The sequence below is a fragment of the Celerinatantimonas diazotrophica genome (genome assembly GCF_004339545.1).
In the GTDB taxonomy this organism is placed as follows: domain Bacteria; phylum Pseudomonadota; class Gammaproteobacteria; order Enterobacterales; family Celerinatantimonadaceae; genus Celerinatantimonas; species Celerinatantimonas diazotrophica.
Genome location: NZ_SMGD01000013.1, coordinates 375,195 through 396,365 on the forward strand (window position 1 = coordinate 375,195; position 21,171 = coordinate 396,365).

Sequence of the window (21,171 nt, forward strand, 5' to 3'; positions counted from 1 at the left end):
TCCTGCCTATTGCCCAATAGAGCTGACAATTCGAATCTGTTTCTCTTCCGGTACTTCTTGATAAGAGAGCACCCGAAGACCTGGAATCGCATTTTTAACAAATCGCGACAGGCTAGCTCTTAATATGCCAGACGTCAGCAATATGGCTGGCTGACCGACTAATTCTTGATTCTGAGCAGCTTGGGTCAATGATGTCTGTAATTTTTCAGCTAAGCCGGGTTCAATCCCAGCCCCTTCATTCCCTGCCGCCTGCATAGACTGATGCAATATTTGTTCCAAATCTGGGGATAAAGTAATAACTGGCAGTTCTTGTTCTGAGCCAATTAACTCTTGCACAATCATTCGTTTTAAGGCGATTCGGCAAGCTGCGGTCAAAACTTCATGGTCCTGACTCTTCGGCCCATATTCAACCAGTGTTTGCACAATCGTTCGAATATCACGAATGGGCACCCCCTCATTAAGTAAGTTCTGCAGCACTTTCACTACCACCGATAAAGGCAATGTATCTGGAACAAGTCCTTCAACAAGTTTAGGATATGATTTAGATAACATATCTAATAGATTCTGTACTTCTTCATGGCCCAGCAATTGCGCAGCATGGTTAGTGAGTAACTGACTCAAATGAGTTGCTACAACGGTTGCAGAGTCTACCACAGTAAAACCAAGGGTTTGGGCATGTTCACGAATTTCACTACTAATCCATTTAGCTTCTAAACCAAATGCCGGGTCATGTGTGGGTAAGCCTTCTACATCGCCGAAAACCTGTCCGGGGTTAATGGCCATCTCGCGGTCATGGTAAACATCCGCTTCACCAAAGGTGATTCCCATCAGTGAGATCTGATATTGATTCGGACCTAAATCGAGATTATCGCGAATATGCACCGCTGGCACCAAAAAGCCCAATTCTTGCGAAAGTTTTTTACGAACCCCTTTAATACGTGACAACAACTCTCCACCCTGAGATTTATCAACCAAAGGAATTAATCGATACCCGACTTCAAGACCAATGACATCAACGGGTTGCACGTCATCCCAACCCAATTCTTTAGGCTCTGCTGACGGCAAATGACTGGCCTCAACCGATGCTTTATCTGCTTCATCCTGCTGTTTTTTCATCACTTTCAAGCGCAAGTATGCGCCACCAGCACATAATAGGGCAAAGCTTAAAAAAGCGATATGTGGCATGCCAGGAACTATTCCCATAATTGACAAAATAATAGCCGCGATAATCAGTACCCGTGGATTTTGCAGCATCTGCAACTGAACCGCTTCGCCCATATCCTGTTCAGTATTTTGCCGAGTGACAATAATGGCCGCTGCAATCGATAATAATAGCGATGGGATTTGGGCAACCAGACCATCACCAATAGTTAGCAATGTGTATACTTGCGCAGCCTGTGAGAAACTTAATCCATGCTGAGCGACCCCAATAATAAACCCACCGACGATGTTGATGGTTAAAATCAGAATCCCCGCTATCGCATCGCCTTTGACAAATTTACTGGCCCCATCCATCGAACCATAAAAATCAGCCTCAGAAGTCACGTCCTGACGACGCTGTTTAGCTTGTTCTTGATCGATCAGTCCAGCATTTAAGTCCGCATCAATCGCCATTTGTTTACCGGGCATCGCATCCAATGTAAAGCGAGCACTTACTTCTGAAATACGTCCAGCACCTTTGGTCACCACAACGAAGTTAATAATCATCAAGATTAAAAAGACCACCAACCCCACAGCATAATTACCGCCAATCACCACCGAACCAAATGCTTCAATTACCTTCCCCGCAGCTCCGGGTCCATTGTGCCCATGGAGTAAAACTACTCGAGTCGACGCCACATTAAGAGCCAAACGAAGTAATGTCGCCACTAACAACACTGTTGGAAATGCAGCGAAATCTAACGGTCGCTTGGTATAGACAGCCACTAATAGAATGACCATCGATAACGCGATGTTGAAGGAAAAAAGCATATCCAAGATCATCGGAGGCATCGGCAAAACCACCATCGCCAATGCTGCTAGAACTAATAAAGGCGTTCCGACACCATGCAAAGCTTTGCCTTGTAACTTGGTTATATCGCGTAATCGAAAATTTTGAAGAGAGTTAAGTAATTCCATAAAGCGGCGATTTTCCGACAGTTCTAATACTCGATAAGGAACTAAAAGCAAAAATCGCGCCTAATCAGTACTAATCCTTACTAAATATACCGTAAAATGATTTAGTTAAACAATTTTATTATTTAAATCATGATGATAAATTAGAATTAATACTGCAATTCATCAGGGATGGGAAGGTTAGTCGATGGTTTACGAGGGCGACTCGCTTGACCTTTGTTAAATTGTTCAAGCTGAAAGACATAAGCCAGAATTTGCGCCACAGCCACAAATAATCCATCGGGGATTTGAGCCCCAACTTTAGTCGTATGATAAAGCGAACGGGTCACCGCCGGTGATTCTAACACTGGGATCTCGTAATGTTGGGCAATTTCACGAATTTTAAATGCAATCACATCAGCACCTTTCGCCACTACAATAGGAGCGCCAGCCTGTTCAGAGTCATATTTAAGTGCCACTGAGTAATGCGTTGGGTTAGTAATGACGACATCTGCCTGAGGTACATCAGCCATCATCCGCCGATTTGTCATCTCCATCTGCAAACGACGAATCCGCCCTTTAATTTCTGGATTACCTTCGGTGTTTTTATGCTCGTCCTTGATTTCTTGCTTAGTCATTTTTAGCTGTTTAACGTGATTCCAGCGCTGAAACGGGACATCAATCGCAGCAATCAGTAACAGACTTAAAGTCATCAAAAAGAATAACCACTGCAACAAATGCAGTGCATTATCGATGGATCCGGGAAGCGTCTGCATTGAAAGGTTCATCATGGTGCCGAATTTAGCTTTAAAGATCCACCATACAGCCAACGCAATAACCAATACTTTAGCAATCCCTTTAGCCAACTCGACCACAGCCTGAATCCCAAACATGCGTTTAAAGCCAGATAAAGGTGACAATCGATTAAATTTAGGCGCTGCAGCTTGCCAGCTAAAGGCGACGCCTCCTAACAGCGTATTGCCGATTAATCCAGCAATCAGAATAATGACCATAATCCACGCCATCGGCTTGACCAAGATTAACAACATACTGCCAATGCCATGGAGCATCAAATGCGGATCAAAAACTTCCGCGCGATCCAGTGAAAAAGAGGTTTTCATCACAAGAGCAATTGCCGTTGCCAGCTCTCCTCCGACCAACATCAATGCAACTGCAGAGCCAATCAACACCAGCGCCGTTGCCAGCTCCTTAGAGCGGGCGATTTGCCCTTTTTCACGCGCTTCACTTAAGCGTTTCTCGGTGGGTTGTTCTGTGCGTTCCTGATCTGATTCAGCCATGACTGCTCCTTAGCGACCTAACAGCTAATCTTAAGCAAAGAACACGCCAGGGTTCGACCCGCTCGCCATTGGTGCTCAAAATGAGCTAAAAAGTTACCGATCGTTAACCACAAGATAAACAGACCAAACAACATACTCACCGCAAACCCAATTGAGAAAATATTTAGCTGAGGTGCTGCTCGAGTCATCACTCCAAACGCTAGGTTAATCAGAAGCATAGCGACAATAGCTGCGATGGTCATTGCAAGAGCAGCATAAAACAACTGTGAAAACCAGATTGCGATCATTTTATAATCAAGGCTCGAGAAGCCTATTTCACCGATCGGAAGTGTTTTAAAACTCATCGTAATAAGGCGAATGAGCTCTAAATGACCATTGAGAGAGAGAAATACTAAAGTCGCCAGCAACAAGTAAAATTGTCCGACCACAGGACTATTCTGGCCATTAGTCGGATCAACCATAGAAGCAAATCCAAGGCTGGTTTGCATCGCTATCACTTGGCCAGCCAAAACAAAAGTTTGCATCACTAACTGGGTAATAAAGCCAATCGCAAACCCAATGAGTAACTGCTGGGCGATGATCAAAAATGAGCGCAACGAAAAAAGCTCAATACCGTGCACAGGCGGCAACATTGGCACAACCGTATAAGAAATGGTGACAGCCAGTAATAATCTAACACGCGCGGGCACAGCTCGACTGCCAAATGGCACCATGACCATAAGCAAACCACTGATCCGCATAAATGACCAGAGATATAAGCTCAGCCAGTTTAAAATTACATCAGCCGGAAATTGCATTTGCCTGCCTCAATACCAGTTTTGCATCGCTAATTAACGACTTGAGGGATCATGTTCACCATATTAATAAATAAATCCATCAACATCCGAGTAAACCAATGGCCAAACAACATTAAAACCAATAAAGTGACAATCAGACGTGGCAAAAAACTCAGCGTCTGTTCGTTAATCGATGTTGCGGCCTGAAAAATTGACACGATTAACCCTACAATAAGACTTGGCATAATAGCAGCCGATACCAATATAACGACCTGACTTAGCGCGTGGCGAAAAATATCTACAAACACTTCAGGTTGCATGGTGTGCTCCTATAATCCAAAGCTTTTAGCTAACGTACCCATCACCAGAGTCCAGCCATCAACCAACACAAAGAGCATAAGTTTAAATGGCAATGATACAATCATCGGTGAAAGCATCATCATCCCCATCGCCATCAAAATCGAGGCGACCACCAAATCAATCACTAAAAATGGAATAAACAACATAAAGCCAATCTGAAAAGCTGTCTTTAGCTCGGAGGTGATAAATGCAGGGATCAATACCTGTATAGGCACATCTTTAGGATCTTTCACCTTAATATTTGCGATTTCAACAAAGGTTTGTAGATCCGTGAGCCGAGTCTGCCCCAACATAAACGTTCGCATGGGTTTTTCAGCTTCATGAAAGGCCTGCACCGAAGTTAATTTATCATTCAGATATGGCTGCAACGCATTGTCATTTATTTTATTAAGTACTGGAGACATAATAAAAAAACTTAAAAATAGCGCTATACCAACTAACACCTGATTCGATGGCGTTTGTTGTAAGCCTAAAGCCTGACGCAAAATGGCCAGCACCACAATGATTCGGGTAAACGAGGTCATCATGATCACGATAGCCGGCAAAAAACTCAATGCCGTCATCATGGCCAAAATCTGCAATGTCACCGAGTATTCCTGACTACCATCAGGATTGGTTGTTACAGTTAAAGCAGGTAGAAAACTGTCTTTAGCACTTGCCGGAATTGCGATAAACAACAGCAGTAGCAGCAAGCACCATTTTTTATTAACGGCCATTTCCTTTGAGAATCCGATTGAGTTGCTTGGCAAAACTTGGTGTTTGGGAATCACCATGCAAGGGTTCTGCCAATTTATCGATAAGTTCAATATGTTGATTAGTTACGCCCAATAAATATTGCGTCTGCCCAACCTGTACAACAATAACTCGTTCGCGAGTTCCCAAGGTAAGATTAGCAATAACTTTCATCTGGCCATTGCCAAAGGCATTAAAACGCGTTTTCTTGGCAAGCCACGCGCATATACCAATGGCAATCAGAACAACCACCATCGATAATATCCATGAGAGCCAATCGGCTGAACTCAACGGCTGGCCTTCGGCATTCAATGACTCTTTCGCTTGGCTAACCAATGGCCAAAGAGTCAATAATATGACGAATAACGACCTCATTTGAGTTTTTTAATTCGCTCAGTCTGACTGATCACATCAGTCAGGCGAATCCCAAATTTATCATTGACAACTACCACTTCTCCGTGAGCAACTAATGTACCATTGACCATCACGTCCAATGGCTCTCCTGCCACACGATCAAGTTCAACGACAGATCCTTGGTTCAGTTGCAATAAATTACGAATATTAATATTACTGCGCCCCACTTCCATCGAAATAGTCACAGGAATATCTAAAATTGCATCTAGCTTTTGCTGCTCTTCTTCTGAAAGCGATGAGCCAACTTTGGGATCTTGGGCAAACTCTTCTAGTTCTACCTTTTCAGCTCCCATCGACTCAGCCATTGCGGCGGCCCACTCATCAGCTAAATCATTTTGATCTTGTGGTTCGTCACTCATATTTTTGACCTTTAATCATAACCCATTTCTTCGTCTGATTTACGACGACTACGCGCCACCACCAGTTCGATATCACTTTTAACCGATTCAGGACGCTTTAATTTATCACTGATTTTTAATGCTAGGTTTTCACCTCGACGCCCCACTTTGGCATGAAAGCTAGGCAAATCTTCAACAAACACCAATGCACTTTCAGGCATTTCTACAGGAATAACATCGCCAGTACGCATATTCAAAAGCGCCCGTAAAGAAAGTTCAGCCTGTAACAAGCGTGCAGATATGCTCACAGGCACATCCATAATCTCTTCTTTTAGAGCACTACTCCAGCGCTGATCGGTGTCTTCATTATCACTTTGAACCCCTGCATCGAGTAATTCGCGAATTGGTTCCACCATTGAATAAGGCATCGAAATATGAAAGTCACCGCCGCCGCCATCAAGTTCAATATGAAAAGAGCTAACCACGATCACTTCACTTGGACTGACAATGTTTGCCATCGCAGGGTTAACTTCTGAGTCCAGATATTCAAATTCAACATCCATCACCGGAGCCCATGCTTCGCGATAATCTTCAAAGACAATCTTAAGTAGCATCTGGATAATTCGACGCTCGGTTGGGGTAAATTCCCGCCCTTCAATTTTAGCGTGATAACGCCCATCTCCGCCAAAGAAATTTTCTACCAAAATGAAGACCAATCGTGCTTCCATGGTGATCAGAGCCGTCCCTTTTAAGGGCCGAAAACGCACCATATTCAAACTGGTTGGAACAAACAACGTGTGAACATATTCGCCAAATTTGAGCATCTGCACGCCATTTATTGAAACTTCAGCAGTGCGACGCATCATATTAAACAAACTGATTCGCAAATGCCTAGCAAAACGTTCGTTAACCAGCTCCAGCGTTGGCATGCGCCCACGCACGATTCGATCCTGAGATGAAAAGTCAAACTCAGTTACATCGCCACTTTCCGCCGGCGGCGCTTCTTCCTCTTCAATATCATCAACGCCATGTAACAGCGCATCGATTTCATCCTGGCTTAATAAATCAGTCACAACGTCTCTTTGCTCATTGCATTACAAACCCAGTAAATAACACTTTTTCGATCACGGGTTTATTGGTTAATCCTTGCATCGCTTTGCGAGTCGCATCCAATGCTTCATTACGTAATTTATCTTTTCCACCCGGTGTTGAAAGCTGCTGAACGGTCGCAGCAGAGAAAACATTCAACAATGTTCCTTCAATCAAAGGGATATTTTTTTGTGCCAATTTTTCATTATCTTCCCCCCGTACCATTAATTGTACTTTAATCTGTACCAAGCGGTCTCTGTCCGCTCCATTCACATTAAACACAAAAGGACGTGGCATTCCCACATAAAATGCTGGTGCTTTGGGTTGCTCAGGGGCAGCTTGAGTGCTCGACTGAGCCTCACTAGGCTTCGCCGGTTCATCATTACCACCTAACAGGAAATAAGCCGCTACGCCACCTGCGATCAGTACAACTACAACAATTGCGATAATAATGATAAGTTTTTTCTTACCACCACCGGACTCTTCAACTTTTAATTCGCCTTCATCCGCCATTTTCGTCTCGTTAATCAATTACCTTGGTTGCATGCAATTATGGCATAGTGATCACTCATTCGTCATTTAGCAACTCTAAATTAACGCTCTATGCCCATTTTTTAAGCATAGTAGTCAATGCCATCATCTGTAGAAAGTTGTGAATGTAAAAGATGAGGTAAGCTTTCTTCAGCTGCAACCTCATGACCGAGATGGGCCAACGGTTGCTGACCAGCAAAGCTGCCTTGCGATTGCCCACCTGTTTGGGCAAATCCTTGCTGGGAGTTTCCAGAATTGCCTTGGTTAATCTGGCTCTGTCCCAACTGAATGCCTTGCTGAGCGAGCATATCACGTAACTTCGGCATCGATTGCTCCAACATCTCACGGGCTTGCGGATTGTGGACGTGGATCTGCACTTGTGCCTGATCATGATTCAAATGCAACCGAATTTGCATGGCCCCCAGATGAGCAGGATCGAGGCGAATATCCGCCGAATGTAATCGGTTCGATACCATATAGTTGATACGCTCATTCAGTTCACTCGGGAGTTTTCCCGGTTGATTCATAGCCATTTGACTTGCAAACGAGCCATCACTTTTAGCGGCTGTTGTCAGAGGGCTATTGGCATTTGTGCCCAATTGTGCGCCTCCTTGATGCTGTCCTTGTGCGCCTAAACCTGACTGTTGATGGCCTGCTGATAAAGATATTTCACTTTTTACAGCCAAATCTGAATTCCCAAATTGAGTGCTATGAGCCGGTTGATGCCCATCTTTTTTCTGGGCATGGAGATCACTCGATTGAGCCGCTGCAGTCATTACGGCCTGTTCATCACCTTTTATAGCCTGTCCGTGATTCGCTATATTCGTAACATTCGTTTTAGTGTCAGTTCCTGGAGCCGAATTTTGGGCTAAAGCTTGCTGGATTGACTGGGCAGCTGGTGTTTGGGCTTGTGACGGAGATACTTTTACTGCTGCGCTATGATTCTCCGCCGGCGCATTAACAGTTTTTTTAGCCACATCATCACTGCTAAGCATCGACTCTGACTGTTCAGCATGAGACGAATGAACTAAATTCTGTATGCTGCTCGATGCAGTCGCTCGATGTTGAACATGAGCCGCAGTCGCTTGGCTCGGTGAATGATTCATATTCACTTTTATAGCTTCGGACTGCGTCTCTTTTACGACTTTATTACCTGTGACTAGATGAGATAATTGCTCAGTCAAAACCGCAATTTTATCCGCTAATTTTTGGCTACTTTGATTGTCGCTTGGATTTGGACTCTGTTGCTTAGCTCCCTGCATGTGTTGCAATTTAAGCTCTGCTAATGCTAACAAAGCAACATTTTTAACCATTTTAGCGGCTGGACTGGATTTAGCTAAACTACTCTGCTCGTTTTGCAAAGAAGAACCACTATCGCTTGACTGGTTTTTTTCAGGAGCGGGTAAATTAAGCAAGCTAGCCAATTGAATCTGTATCTGACTCAGCAAGCTGGCATCATCATCGCTATGCTGCTGCTCAGTTTTGGCAGATTTTACGCCTTTCAAATGGCCATTCGATTGTTCAGCGTGCGGTGAAGTATCCGTTGAACTTAATTGAATCAGCTTTTCTGAGAGCTGTTGTAGCACCTCACGCAATTTAGGGTCTATTTGATTGAGATGCTCGGTATCATGACTTTTGCCACTTTCCGATTGCACAATAGCTCGATTAAGCATCTTTAATGTTTGGTGTAATTGCAAAGAGGTCACATCAGATGATTTTGACATATCCAAATGTGTCTGAGCATCACTACTCTGAACTTTTTGGAGCATCATCAGTGCCAATTCTAATGCGCTAGGCGGTTTACCATCTTCGGCTGAAACCTGTTGACTAGCGTTTAATTTTTTCGCCTGTTCAAGTACTTGCATAGCCAATTTTAGTTTATCACTCACGGATACGACCTGTTCAAGCTGCATATCGGCATTCTGTGATTTCTCTAGCCGCGAGAGTAACTGCATTGCTTTGGATTCATCTTCACTTACCACCACTAATGAGTCATCTTTAGTCGCCACGGGGGTATCTTCCGTTGCCAATTTTTTTTCGGCACCTTTCACATGAGCATTTTGCTCACGGACCGGCTGTTGACCCGATTTGGTTTGACCATCTCGGGTCGAATGCAAATCTTTTTCTTTTTTTAACACTTTGGCTGAATCTTGAGGATCTTGCTCGCTGGCAACCTGACGAGGATCATCAGTAGCTACCGATTTCTGTTTCTGAGAATTTTGCTTCGAACCAACATTTTTACTTGGTTGTTGCTCAGCTTGCGGTGCCTCTTTTAGATGCGCATCGGAACCCATTCGATGCGTTTGCCGGGCTTTTGGGGAGACGTTGCTAGCGTTGGTAGATGGCTCTGAATGTTTCCCTACAGAGGCATGCGACGGCATAGAATTGCCGCTTTTCGCTGCCGTATGACGTAATTGCTGATGCGCTCGAGAAAAAGCTTCATTAAATACAGGTGCTGAAGGTGGCGATGACAACATACCAACCTGAGCATTGTCAGACCTTGAAGGAGCCAGTTGGCTAATATTTGCAATATTTACCGTAGCCATCGATTTCATTTCCCTTGCCAGTGATATCCAGACCGCCACTGTGGCTATGCGGCAACTCAGCGATCGTTACCCATGATTAAGCAAAAATTAAACCAAGTTGTAAATTAAACAAGAGATAGTCGATAAACAATTATCGGGGGCGATACGATATCTACAATCGAACGTTAATCAGGAAATAGACTTTGCCGAACGAACTGCATTGATGCGTATTCATCCAGCAATTTTTGTTCGGCGCGCGCTTGTTTTTGAGCCTTTTGTTGACGTTGACGCTCAATTAACTGCTCAAGCGCTTTATGTCGATTCGCTAGATCGAGCCAGATTTGACGCTTACGTTCCACATTCGTGCGCAATTGGACAACACTCTGTTGCTGTTCTGTTTCAGCTTTTTCGATGGTCTGAATGAATGATTGATATTGATGAAACCCAGCGGCTAACATTCCATCAGAGCCTCGCTCCATCGCTTGGAGCATATAATTATGGCGGTAATCTTCCAATTGACGAAGTTGATGTTCAAAAGAAGCCAGTTGTTGACGAGCCTGAGAAAATTCAGCAACAGCTTGTTGTTCTTGTTTTTTTAATTGCTCGCATAAAATCATTAATGCATTAATTGCCATAGAACTCTCTCACCGCTTTATTCGTGATGACTCATCTGTGCCATCTGCATTAAGCGCTGCAGCTGTGTCAGACTTTCGTCAAAGTGAATGCTTTCTTTCATACTCTGCTGCAAAAATTGATCCATTTGAGGTTTCAGATTAATCGCTAAATCAATCCGTGGATCCGATCCTCGCTGATAAGCGCCTAAATTAATTAAATCACGGTTTTGCTGATACTGGGAATAAAGCATTTTAAGGGCTCTGGCCAGTTGCTGATGTTCATCGGTTGTGACCGCAGGCATAACACGACTAATCGATTTTTCAATATCAATGGCCGGATAGTGGCCGCTATCAGCTAATTCTCGCGATAAGACAATATGGCCATCTAAAATAGCTCTGGCCGCATCGGCAATCGGATCTTGCATATCATCCCCTTCGGTTAAAACCGTAAAAAAAGCGGTGATAGAGCCCTGCCCATTTAGACCATTGCCAGCACGTTCAACCAATCGCGGCAATTTAGCAAACACAGAAGGAGGATAACCTTTCGTGGCAGGCGGCTCACCGATCGCTAAAGCGATTTCACGCTGAGCTTGAGCATAACGAGTCAATGAATCCATTAGCAGCAACACATTGAGCCCTTGATCACGAAAATATTCCGCAATGGTGAGTGTGGTATCACACCCCTTCATCCGCATCAGCGGTGAAGCATCAGCTGGAGCCGCCACAACGACCGACCTAGCGCGCCCCTGCTCGCCAAGGATCTCTTCAATAAACTCTTTAACTTCGCGACCACGTTCCCCAATCAGTCCAACCACCACGACATCAGCAGTTGTCCCGCGGGTCATCATTCCCATGAGCACACTTTTACCGACACCAGAACCGGCAAACAATCCCATCCGTTGCCCTTGTCCAACGGTCAATACACTATTTATCGCTCGAACGCCAACATCAAGCGGTTTTGAGATAACTTCTCGCAACATGGGATTAATTCGCTCAGCACTAAGCGTCGCGCGCTGCTGAGTCATAATATCGCCCAATCCATCCAAAGGTTGCCCTAGACCATCAATCACTCGGCCTAACAATTCTGTGCCAACATGAATATCATGTTGTTGATTCAGTGGCGTCACCTTAGCTCCGGGTAAAACTCCGGTTAATTGCTCACTAGGCATCAAATATAACTTGTCATTTGCAAAACCAACCACTTCAGCTTCAAGATTACCTGAGATGGTTTGGACATGGCAGAGCGAGCCGATCGGAGCCCTGCAGCCGATGGCTTCAAGAGTCAGCCCCACCACACGCGTTAACTTCCCGGCCACGGTTGGTCCTTGTCGGAGCTCCGTAACCTTTAACTGGCTAAGTGTGTGGGAAAGATTCATCACCTTCTCCACCCAAGCGCTCATCGACCTTAGCATCATCCGATAAGTCGCTCCCAGACTCGGTTGACTGAGAAGAGGAATCATTTGTAATATCCTCAGCTTCAGATACCGAATCAGTGGCTAATTCGCCAGACTCATCATCCGATTCACCAGTTTCGGGAACCGGTGCAAGAGGTTCAACCTCAGGAACTTCAGGAGGCTCAACGGTTCGAGCCGCTTTAATATTATCGCTCAAAAAACGTTTAAGCGCCTGATTCACCACCTCACTCATTGAATAGTCAATGGTTGAATTCTCAGCTTCAATCATGCAATCACCACGATTTAAACTGCCATCGGCAAGTAACTGCCAATGCTTTTTCTGCTGCGTTTCTTTAGGGTAAACCCCTTCAATGACCAGCAAGTCATCGGGATGTAAATGGATTAACAAGGTTTGCTCATTAACCGGCATGGCTTGGATGGCTTCTTTTACCGTGTGAATAATGACCTGTTTATTGGTCGTCAATTCAGTTTGAATAATCGCGCGAGAAACTTCACAAATCACATCGACTAATTGTAACTGCACCTGGGCAGTCACTTGCTGAACGGGGATAACTAACTCTTCAATCAACTTTTGCCAATATCCTGACAAGGTATCAATTTGTGACTGTCCTTGGGCCAGCCCCTCTTTTAAACCTTGTTGCACCCCTTCGCTATGCCCGGCTTGTATGCCTTCTTCATGGCCTTGAGCAAAGCCTTGTTCATAACCTGCAGTGCGCCCCTCGGAATGACCTTCTTCATAGGCTGTCTGCCGGATCTGTTCGAGATCTTCTAACGTCAGTGGTTTAATCGTCTCTTCATCACTGTCAGGACTCGCCTGTTCAGATTCTTCGGCATACCAATGGTAAGGACGATCAAACGCATCCGTATTTTCATGATGAGGCGCATTACCAAAATTAGGAAGTTCATAATCTTGTGCCTGAACATGGCGAAATTTCGCTATATCTTCGTCTTTAATATGATCGACCATCGATTACAAGAACTCCTCACCACCACCAGCACCACCTAGCATAATTTCACCGGCATCGGATAAACGGCGAGCAGTCGATAAGATCTCTTTTTGAGCTGACTCGACTTCACTGACACGAACGGGCCCCATCGCTTCTAAATCATCTTGGAGCATTTCAGCGGCACGTTTGGACATATTACGCAGTATTTTCTCTTTAAGCTGATCGTCAGTGCCTTTAATCGCTTTCAGCAACACTTCTTGCTGCACATCTCGCAACAGGGTTTGAATCCCTCGATCATCAACATCAATGAGATTTTCAAAGACAAACATGAGATCCTGAATTTGCTGAGCCATCTCTTCATCACTTTCACGAATGGAGTCCATAAGCATCCCTTCAACATTCGTATCGAGATAGTTCATAATATTCGCAGCGGCTTTCAGACCACCCATTTTCGCCGCTTGAGCACCCGCTTGGCCGGCAAATTGTTTTTCCATAATCTCATTTAATTCAGTCAATGCGGCTGGCTGAACCTCTTCTAAATTGGCAATACGCATCATCAAATCAAGGCGAACCTTGTCAGGGAATTGCGACATAATTTCAGCAGATTGCTCGGGTTCAAGATAAGACAACACAATGGTCTGAATTTGAGGATGTTCGTTTTGAATAATGCTAGCAACTTGGCGAGCATCCATCCATTTGAGCGAGTCGAGCCCTTTAGAGCCACTGCCCATAATGATCTGATCCACCAAGTTCGCCGCTTTATCTTCACCTAATGCAGCAGTTAAGGCATTACGGACAAAATCCTGACTCCCAATCCCGATATTCGTGTATTTTTGAATATCTTCGATGAAACGCTCATGTACAGCGACAACCCGATCATGGCTGAAATCTTCCATAGAAGCCATTGCCATCCCTAACCGCTGGACTTGTTTGGGCTCTAAGTTACGAAAAATTGCTGCAGCATCGTCTTCATTCAGGCTAAGCATCAAAATCGCAGCCATATCTGTTCCGCTGGTATTTGATAGATCATACTTCTTTTCGTCATTTGCCATCGTTAATCACCCAATCTTTAATGACCATCGCTGCTAAATCTGGCTCATTGGAAACCAATGCGCGCACCGCTTTAAGAACATCTTCATCACGATGCATATCTGGTAATTTTAGCTGACCATTTTGAATACCGAAATCAGCTCCTGTGATATCGGCTGACAATAGCTCAGCATCATCGCTGGTATCATAAGCCGACATTGCTGTTTCTAAATCATTATCACCAGTTTCTTCTTCGACACTATTATTGAGTAATCGGTTCAACGTCGGCCGCACGACTGCCAGAATTAATACGACCAATACCAAAACAGCCCCAGCGATACGCATCGCTCGCCAGAACCAGTCTTGCTCCCAGACAGGCAGATCTTTAACAGTATCAACTTGTGGACGGGTAAATGGGACACTGACCACTTCTAGTGTATCGCCACGAGACATATCAAATCCAATCCCACCTTCGAGAAGTCGCCGGATATTTGCCATCTCTTCGGCACTGCGTGGGACTCGTGTAACTTTTCCATCGGCCCCTGGTTTTGCGACATAATCAACGGCCACTGAAACACTTAAGCGACGCACCACCCCCACTTGCTGACGAGTATGACTGATGGTCGTATCTAACTCATAGTTACGAGTCTCTTCTTTATGGCTACGACCACTGACAGTGCTCTGGTTCGCCTGTGCTTGCTTCTGGGTTTCAGGAATATTTGACTTTGCTGGCGGCTGATTTGATAGAGCCCCCGGGATCCCAAGTGGATTACGGCCCGTACTATTATCCTGTACTGTCATTTCACTGCGGATAGCAGGTAAATCAGGATTATAGCTTTTTTGTGTCTGTACCACCGAGGTGAAGTCCATTGAAACATCGACCTGAGCGGTATAATTACCTGCCCCTAAGACGGGCGTTAAGATTGAGTCAATTTTATCTTTGTATTGTTGCTCGCGATTTTGTTCAATCTGTAAGTGACGACGATTTTGTAAATCGGCAGCACTTTCACTCCCAGAGTTGAGTAACTGACCATTTTGGTCGGTCACGGTCACACGCTGAGGGGTTAAATTCTGAACCGCCGAAGCAACCATATCGACGATGGAATCAATTTCATTTTGTTTCAGTCCCAAATTGACATTTTTCAACGTCACGACAACAGTTGCCGAAGGCTTCTGACTATTTCGGGCAAATACATTATAACGGGGAATAGCCAACAAAACTTTGGCTTTAGAAACAGCTTGGATCTGTGCAATTGCGCTTTCTAGCTGGCGTTCACGACTAAGTTTGAGTCGTTCTTGTTCAAGGCGCTGACTCACACCAAAGCCCATATCTTTAAGTAAGATATCATCACCGTCAGACTGTGCTGGCGTACTGGAAATTCCCCCCCGCAGCATCTTCAAACGAATCGCTGAATATTGGTCGGCACGAACAAAAACAGTTTTACCCTCAACATTATATTTAATGTCGTTCTGGTCAAAAAAATCTAATGTTTTCACCAATTCTGGAGCTGTATAAGTCCCGATTGGACGCATTTCTGGCTGTTTTGCCCACATCAGCAAAAAGACCCCGAGAGCCAGACAAATAGCCAGAGCTAAGATCATAATAATTTGGCGTAAAATGACGCCATTTTGTAAAAATCCTAACCAAGAACCGCTTTGCTGTTCATTCTCTTCTAAATCTGCCGCTGCACTATCCGGACCGGCCAACAATGCATTATTATCATTGATTGGGGTTTCATTTGCTTCGCCTGCCACAAGCGTCTCCTCAAATCACACTAGATCGGCATTGCCATGATCTGTTTATAAGCATCAACCACTTTATTGCGAACCTCTACGGTTGCATCAAAAGCAATTGAGGATTTTTGTGCTGCGATCATGACATCCGACAGGCTGACATTTTTATCACCCATATCAAATCGGGTTCGCAAATCACTAGTATTACTCTGCAATGAATTGACATGGTTAATCGCATCGCTCAAAAGCTGACCGAAGTCTTTACTAGCCGAATTGCCATGAGTCAGTCCGGTGACGGCAGATGAATCGCTACGATCCGCTCGAATCGCTTGTTCTGGGGACAAACCAGCCTGTTGGCCCATCGATTGCATTTGTTGTAGAAGTGGTGCTGCATCCAATTTCATTGTCTTATCCTTACTGCCAATTTCCTGACAACTCCGTATTTAGCATGGATAAAGCAATTGTTGGGCCAACATTATATGTTAAAAATAATTACTTATTATTCAAAAAGTTATGAACTTTTCAAGGCGGGAATTAAATGACCTTCACCAAGATATTGACGCACAAAATCTATCCACGCCATAGGTTTGGCAAAATGGAACCCTTGGACAAATTGGCAGCCTAGTTGAGTCGCTAACGTGGCTTGCTTAGCCTGTTCTACTCCTTCGATTAAGATATGATGGCCAAAACTTTTACCCACCATGGCAATCGCCTTGACTATTTGCTGATCACTCATACCATTCTCAAGGCCTGCAGTGAAAATCTGATCAATTTTTAGATGAGTCACTGCTAGATTTTTAAGATAGGCCATCGAACTATAGCCAGTGCCAAAATCGTCAATCGCGATATCAAATCCTTGTTGGCGAAGTCTAGCAATACTCTGTCGAGTCGCCACTAGGGAGTTCATGATCGCTGATTCAGTGATCTCAATACACAAATTGCGTGGAGGAACTCGCCAACGTTTTATTGAATCAAGGATCAATTTCTCACATAATCCGCGAGAAATAGAAACCGCAGAGAAATTCACCGATAGCCGAAAATCTTCCGGTAACAGTGACTGATATTTAGCAAGCATCGCGACTGAATGTTCACAGACCCAGTGATCTAAGCGAACAATAAGCCCTGTTTGTTCGGCAATCGGGATAAAATGCGCGGGTGAAATAAACTGCCCATCGCGAGTGATCCAGCGAACTAATACCTCAGCCCCCACCAATCTACTCGGGATAGTCAAACTAAATTGAGGTTGGACATATAATGTCAATTCGTTGGAGTCAATGGCCTGACGCAGTTTAGCTTCAAGGGCTAACCGGGCCCGAGAGAATAATCGCTGCTGATCAAGATAGGCACAATTGCGCTGCTGACGGACGATCGCCTGACGTAACGCAAGATAAGCCTCACCTATCAGTACTTCAGCATTAACCGAAGTGCGTCGTGACTTGTGGTTAACAGTCCACCCTACATGGCTACGAAGACGTAGTTTCAAATTATCAACATTGACCCAGCCACGACAAGTCTGCGCAATTTGCTGCGCCATTTGCTGGTAACTATGAGGCGTTTTACCACTTAGTAACACAAAATAACGATCCTGCCAGCAATAAAGTTCACTATGCGGATAGCGCTTTTTCAGCTGTTCACGACAACTGTAAGCATATGCATGTAATAATCGCTGCCCTGTTTCTAAACCATAACTTTCATACAGTTCAATTTGCCTTGAAAACTCGAACATGAAAATGCCAAATGAACGTTCAGTTTGTAACCATCGGGTAATATCGCAACTTAACTGATGCCCACCTTTAAGCGAATCCTTCCCCGTTAAAGGGAATGGCGATAATTGCCGTCGAAGTCGATAGTAACGAAAAAGGCTCAAACATAGACCCAATAACAATAAAATACAGGCCAACAAAGCACCCACCAACGGCCATGGACTAGACGCTGACGATTGATGAGTAGTAAGGTTAAAATTATCTGAGCTTATATGGCGATTAATCTGGTTAATCCATTGAGCTCCGGGAGTATATTTCAAAGCAGTCAAGCGATAATCTTGCCATAAAGGTAACTGATCATATTGGATATTGGCGTTATAAGTTAACAGCTTTTTAAATACATGGTGCGGCATTAAAACACCATCAACTAGATGTTTTTCGAGAAGATTAACGCCGCCATTCCAGGAAGAAAAGATCAGAGTTTGACCAAGAACATTCTGCTCTGAAAGCTGCTCGAAGAAGCGATCCTCAACTGCTAATTTTAACCCCGAAAGTTTCTTGAGCGATTGTGGATGAGGCTGCCCCGAGAGACTAATTAATCCCCAATGCTCTTGAAATAAGTCATCGCTAAATATCCATTGTGGATTATCGCCACTGGCAGTTAACCACAAATCAATGTGTTGTTGCTTAAGTGCTCGAACGCCATCGTCTGACCGATTAAAAGATATCCAACGAATTTTATGAGAAGGAAGTAACTTTTTGATGTAATTGACTAAATTCCCATTAACATACTGATGGCGAACATAATCAACAGGCGAATCAGAGGGGAATCCAATTCGCACCACCTGCGCGGTTGCCTGAGGGATATAACTCCCGCATAAACAGCCAACCACAAAATAGACTGTTCGAAAAAGCTTCAAGAAATTCAGAGCCAAGGAGGTACATTAAGGCGATATCCTACCAGAAAAAGCAATTGCCTTATAGGCAGAAAATTGAAAGACATCAAACTAACGCCAACTTAATGAATAATTAATAAAAAAGGTTGATTCCTAGCATCAACCTTTCCAGCATTTTTTGAGCGAATCAATACAATTCAGTCATTTGTTGAATTTGCTATTTGAGCCAGTTTTTCAAAATAATCAGGAAATGTTTTAGAGGTACACCCTGGGTCATTAATGGTCACTGCAACACCCGCTAATGCGACCAGAGAAAAACACATGGCAATACGATGATCGTTATAGGTATCTATCGTTGCATAATTTAGCTGCTGAGCAGGTACAATTCTAAGGTAATCATTGCCTTCTTCGACGTCTACCCCTAACTTATTTAGCTCGCAAGCCATCGCAGCCAATCGATCGGTCTCTTTGACTCGCCAGTTATAAACATTGCGAATTAACGTCGTTCCTTTTGCCACCAAAGCTGCAGTTGCCAATGTCATTGCCGCATCGGGAATCTCATTGAGATCTAAATCAACGCCTTGCAACGGCTGAACATGCCGAGCACGAATATAATCATCGCCCCATTCAATTTCAGCTCCCATCTTTTCTAAAACATCAGCAAAGGCGGTATCGCCTTGCATTGACAAACGTCCCACCCCTTCGACAGTCACATCCCCGGCCATGGCTCCGGCGGCGAGGAAGTATGATGCAGATGAAGCGTCGCCTTCCACTAAAAAATGCCCAGGACTGACATAACTTTGCCCCGCTGGAATGACGAAACGCTGATAAGCATCATTTTCGACACTGACACCAAAGCGTTCCATCATTTTTAGCGTAATATCAATATAGGGTTTGGAAACTAACTCACCAACAATCGTGATTTCAGTCGTCTGGGCCGCTAATGGTGCGGCCATCAGAAAAGCAGTCAGGAATTGACTGGAAATTGAACCATCGATCTCAACTTTACCGCCATTAAGACCCGTACCAATAATTTTAAGAGGAGGATAACCAGTATTTTTTAAATATTCGATATTCGCCCCACTTTGCCGCAACGCATCAACTAATGGCCCAATGGGACGTTCTTGCATACGCGGTTCACCCGTGAGTTCAAAGGTACCTTGGCACAACGTTAAGGCTGCACATAATGGCCGCATCGCCGTCCCAGCATTTCCTAGGAATAGTTCACTGTGCTCCTGCACGGGTTGTAACACACCCGCTACCCCATCAACTTCACAACGCGTTTTATCTTCACTTAAACGGACCGTCACCCCCAACTGCTCAAATGCTTTGAGCATATGGCGAATATCATCACTATCAAGGAGATTCGTTAATGTCGTTGTCCCTTTTGCCATTGCAGCTAACAGAAGGGCTCGGTTAGAGATACTCTTTGAACCTGGAAGGTGAACCTTACCAGCTACACTGGCAATCGGCTGAAGGGTCAATTGCTTGGTCATTCATTCCTCAATCATGGTTTTATTTTATATCTAATAAAGCACCCTTAACGGGTGCTTTTATTGCTTATCCGTTATTGCTTATCCGTGGCGTTTTTCAAAGTCTTGCATGAAATCAACCAGTGCCTGAACCCCTTCTAGAGGCATTGCATTATAAATGCTAGCACGCATGCCGCCAACAATGCGGTGACCTTTCAAAGTCATCAGCCCAGATTTGCCAGCCTCCGCTAGGAATGTTGCATTAAGTTCATCATCGGCCAAGAAGAATGGCACATTCATTTTGGAACGATAGTCACTATCCACCTGGTTGCGATAAAAATCACTCTGATCAATATAGTTATACAATAAAGCCGCTTTGGCGCTATTGCGTTTGGCCATTGCATCCAAACCGCCCTGTTCTTTAAGCCATTTAAAAACTAATCCAGACAAATACCAAGCATACGTTGGTGGCGTATTAAACATAGATCCATGTTTAGCCACAATCGAATAATCAAATATACTTGGAGTATGCTGCATTGATTTACCGAGCAAATCATCACGAACGATCACAACGGTCAAACCTGAAGGCCCGATATTTTTCTGGGCCCCCGCATAAATAATACCGAATTTGCTCACATCTAAAGGTGTAGAAAGCAGTGTTGAGGAGAAATCCCCCACTAAAGGGACATCAACATCTGGAATTTGATGAATCGCAACCCCTTCAATCGTTTCGTTCGGACAGTAATGCAGATAAGCTGAATCATGACTATAACGCCATTGACTCACTGGGCGAACAGAGACATTACCTTCGTCATCTTTTAATAATGCGTCAAACACATCCGCCGATGCATATTTTTTCCCTTCATCGAGCGCACAGCGGGACCAGTGACCAGTGGTAACATAACTGGCTAACTTTTGGTCACCCAGAATATTCATCGGCACGGCAGAAAATTGTCCTCGTCCTCCACCATGGCAAAACAGAACTTTATAATGATCTGGAATCATCAAAAGATCGCGTAGATCCTGTTCAGCCTCCTCAGCCATAGCCACATAATCAGCACTACGATGGCTAATTTCCATCACTGACACACCGAGTTCACGCCAATTGGTAAATTCTTGTTGCGCTTTTGTCATTACTTCAGTCGGCATCATCGCCGGACCTGAACAAAAGTTGTATATCTTTGTCATGCTTCGTTCCTTCATT

19 protein-coding genes are annotated in these 21,171 nt (G+C 44.3%); all 19 read right to left on the bottom strand.

Annotation, left to right across the window (positions count from 1 at the left end; translation table 11 throughout):
* Positions 1-6 precede the first annotated feature (6 nt).
* Positions 7-2,118, bottom strand: coding sequence for a flagellar biosynthesis protein FlhA (flhA, locus tag EV690_RS10855; RefSeq protein WP_131913129.1), 2,112 nt, complete (start codon positions 2,116-2,118; stop codon positions 7-9).
* Between the two features lie 146 nt (positions 2,119-2,264).
* The gene (gene flhB / locus EV690_RS10860) at positions 2,265-3,392 is read right to left on the bottom strand and encodes a flagellar biosynthesis protein FlhB (protein ID WP_131913019.1); all 1,128 of its coding nucleotides are present in this window, start codon (positions 3,390-3,392) and stop codon (positions 2,265-2,267) included.
* 17 nt (positions 3,393-3,409) lie between these two features.
* Complete coding sequence (gene fliR / locus EV690_RS10865; RefSeq protein ID WP_131913020.1) at positions 3,410-4,189, bottom strand: flagellar biosynthetic protein FliR; 780 nt, start codon at positions 4,187-4,189, stop codon at positions 3,410-3,412.
* Between the two features lie 29 nt (positions 4,190-4,218).
* Positions 4,219-4,488 (bottom strand): flagellar biosynthesis protein FliQ, encoded by a 270-nt coding sequence (gene fliQ / locus EV690_RS10870; RefSeq protein ID WP_131913021.1) that lies wholly within the window; start codon positions 4,486-4,488, stop codon positions 4,219-4,221.
* A gap of 9 nt (positions 4,489-4,497) precedes the next feature.
* The gene (fliP, locus tag EV690_RS10875) at positions 4,498-5,244 is read right to left on the bottom strand and encodes a flagellar type III secretion system pore protein FliP (protein ID WP_131913022.1); all 747 of its coding nucleotides are present in this window, start codon (positions 5,242-5,244) and stop codon (positions 4,498-4,500) included.
* Positions 5,234-5,635: a flagellar biosynthetic protein FliO gene (fliO, locus tag EV690_RS10880; RefSeq protein WP_131913023.1), complete on the bottom strand. Its 402-nt coding sequence runs from the start codon at positions 5,633-5,635 to the stop codon at positions 5,234-5,236. The genes fliP and fliO overlap by 11 nt, the downstream gene beginning before the upstream one ends.
* Positions 5,632-6,033, bottom strand: coding sequence for a flagellar motor switch protein FliN (gene fliN, locus EV690_RS10885; protein WP_131913024.1), 402 nt, complete (start codon positions 6,031-6,033; stop codon positions 5,632-5,634). The genes fliO and fliN overlap by 4 nt, the downstream gene beginning before the upstream one ends.
* An 11-nt stretch (positions 6,034-6,044) precedes the next feature.
* Positions 6,045-7,085, bottom strand: a complete 1,041-nt coding sequence (gene fliM / locus EV690_RS10890; RefSeq protein ID WP_131913025.1) for a flagellar motor switch protein FliM — start codon at positions 7,083-7,085, stop codon at positions 6,045-6,047.
* A gap of 13 nt (positions 7,086-7,098) precedes the next feature.
* Complete coding sequence (fliL, locus tag EV690_RS10895; RefSeq protein ID WP_131913026.1) at positions 7,099-7,614, bottom strand: flagellar basal body-associated protein FliL; 516 nt, start codon at positions 7,612-7,614, stop codon at positions 7,099-7,101.
* Between the two features lie 101 nt (positions 7,615-7,715).
* The gene (locus tag EV690_RS10900; protein WP_165872734.1) at positions 7,716-10,178 is read right to left on the bottom strand and encodes a flagellar hook-length control protein FliK; all 2,463 of its coding nucleotides are present in this window, start codon (positions 10,176-10,178) and stop codon (positions 7,716-7,718) included.
* A 164-nt stretch (positions 10,179-10,342) separates the two neighbouring features.
* Positions 10,343-10,792 carry a flagellar export protein FliJ gene (gene fliJ, locus EV690_RS10905; protein ID WP_131913028.1) on the bottom strand — a complete coding sequence of 150 codons (450 nt, stop codon included), beginning with the start codon at positions 10,790-10,792 and terminating at the stop codon, positions 10,343-10,345.
* 17 nt (positions 10,793-10,809) lie between these two features.
* Entirely contained in the window at positions 10,810-12,147 is a 1,338-nt protein-coding gene (fliI, locus tag EV690_RS10910) for a flagellar protein export ATPase FliI (RefSeq protein ID WP_131913029.1), read from the bottom strand.
* Complete coding sequence (fliH, locus tag EV690_RS10915) at positions 12,125-13,153, bottom strand: flagellar assembly protein FliH (protein WP_131913030.1); 1,029 nt, start codon at positions 13,151-13,153, stop codon at positions 12,125-12,127. Before fliH ends, fliI begins: the two co-directional genes overlap by 23 nt.
* 3 nt (positions 13,154-13,156) lie before the next feature.
* Positions 13,157-14,185, bottom strand: a complete 1,029-nt coding sequence (gene fliG, locus EV690_RS10920) for a flagellar motor switch protein FliG (RefSeq protein WP_131913031.1) — start codon at positions 14,183-14,185, stop codon at positions 13,157-13,159.
* On the bottom strand, positions 14,175-15,917 hold the full coding sequence (gene fliF / locus EV690_RS10925) for a flagellar basal-body MS-ring/collar protein FliF (protein WP_131913032.1): 1,743 nt from the start codon (positions 15,915-15,917) through the stop codon (positions 14,175-14,177). Before fliF ends, fliG begins: the two co-directional genes overlap by 11 nt.
* 20 nt (positions 15,918-15,937) lie before the next feature.
* Positions 15,938-16,300, bottom strand: a complete 363-nt coding sequence (gene fliE, locus EV690_RS10930) for a flagellar hook-basal body complex protein FliE (protein ID WP_131913033.1) — start codon at positions 16,298-16,300, stop codon at positions 15,938-15,940.
* Positions 16,301-16,407: 107 nt separating this feature from the next.
* Positions 16,408-18,519, bottom strand: a complete 2,112-nt coding sequence (locus EV690_RS10935) for an EAL domain-containing protein (protein ID WP_131913034.1) — start codon at positions 18,517-18,519, stop codon at positions 16,408-16,410.
* A gap of 173 nt (positions 18,520-18,692) precedes the next feature.
* Positions 18,693-19,991 (bottom strand): 3-phosphoshikimate 1-carboxyvinyltransferase, encoded by a 1,299-nt coding sequence (aroA, locus tag EV690_RS10940; protein WP_131913035.1) that lies wholly within the window; start codon positions 19,989-19,991, stop codon positions 18,693-18,695.
* A 78-nt stretch (positions 19,992-20,069) separates the two neighbouring features.
* A complete protein-coding gene (serC, locus tag EV690_RS10945; RefSeq protein WP_131913036.1) occupies positions 20,070-21,155 on the bottom strand; it encodes a 3-phosphoserine/phosphohydroxythreonine transaminase in 1,086 nt (361 codons plus the stop codon).
* Between the last annotated feature and the right edge of the window lie 16 nt (positions 21,156-21,171).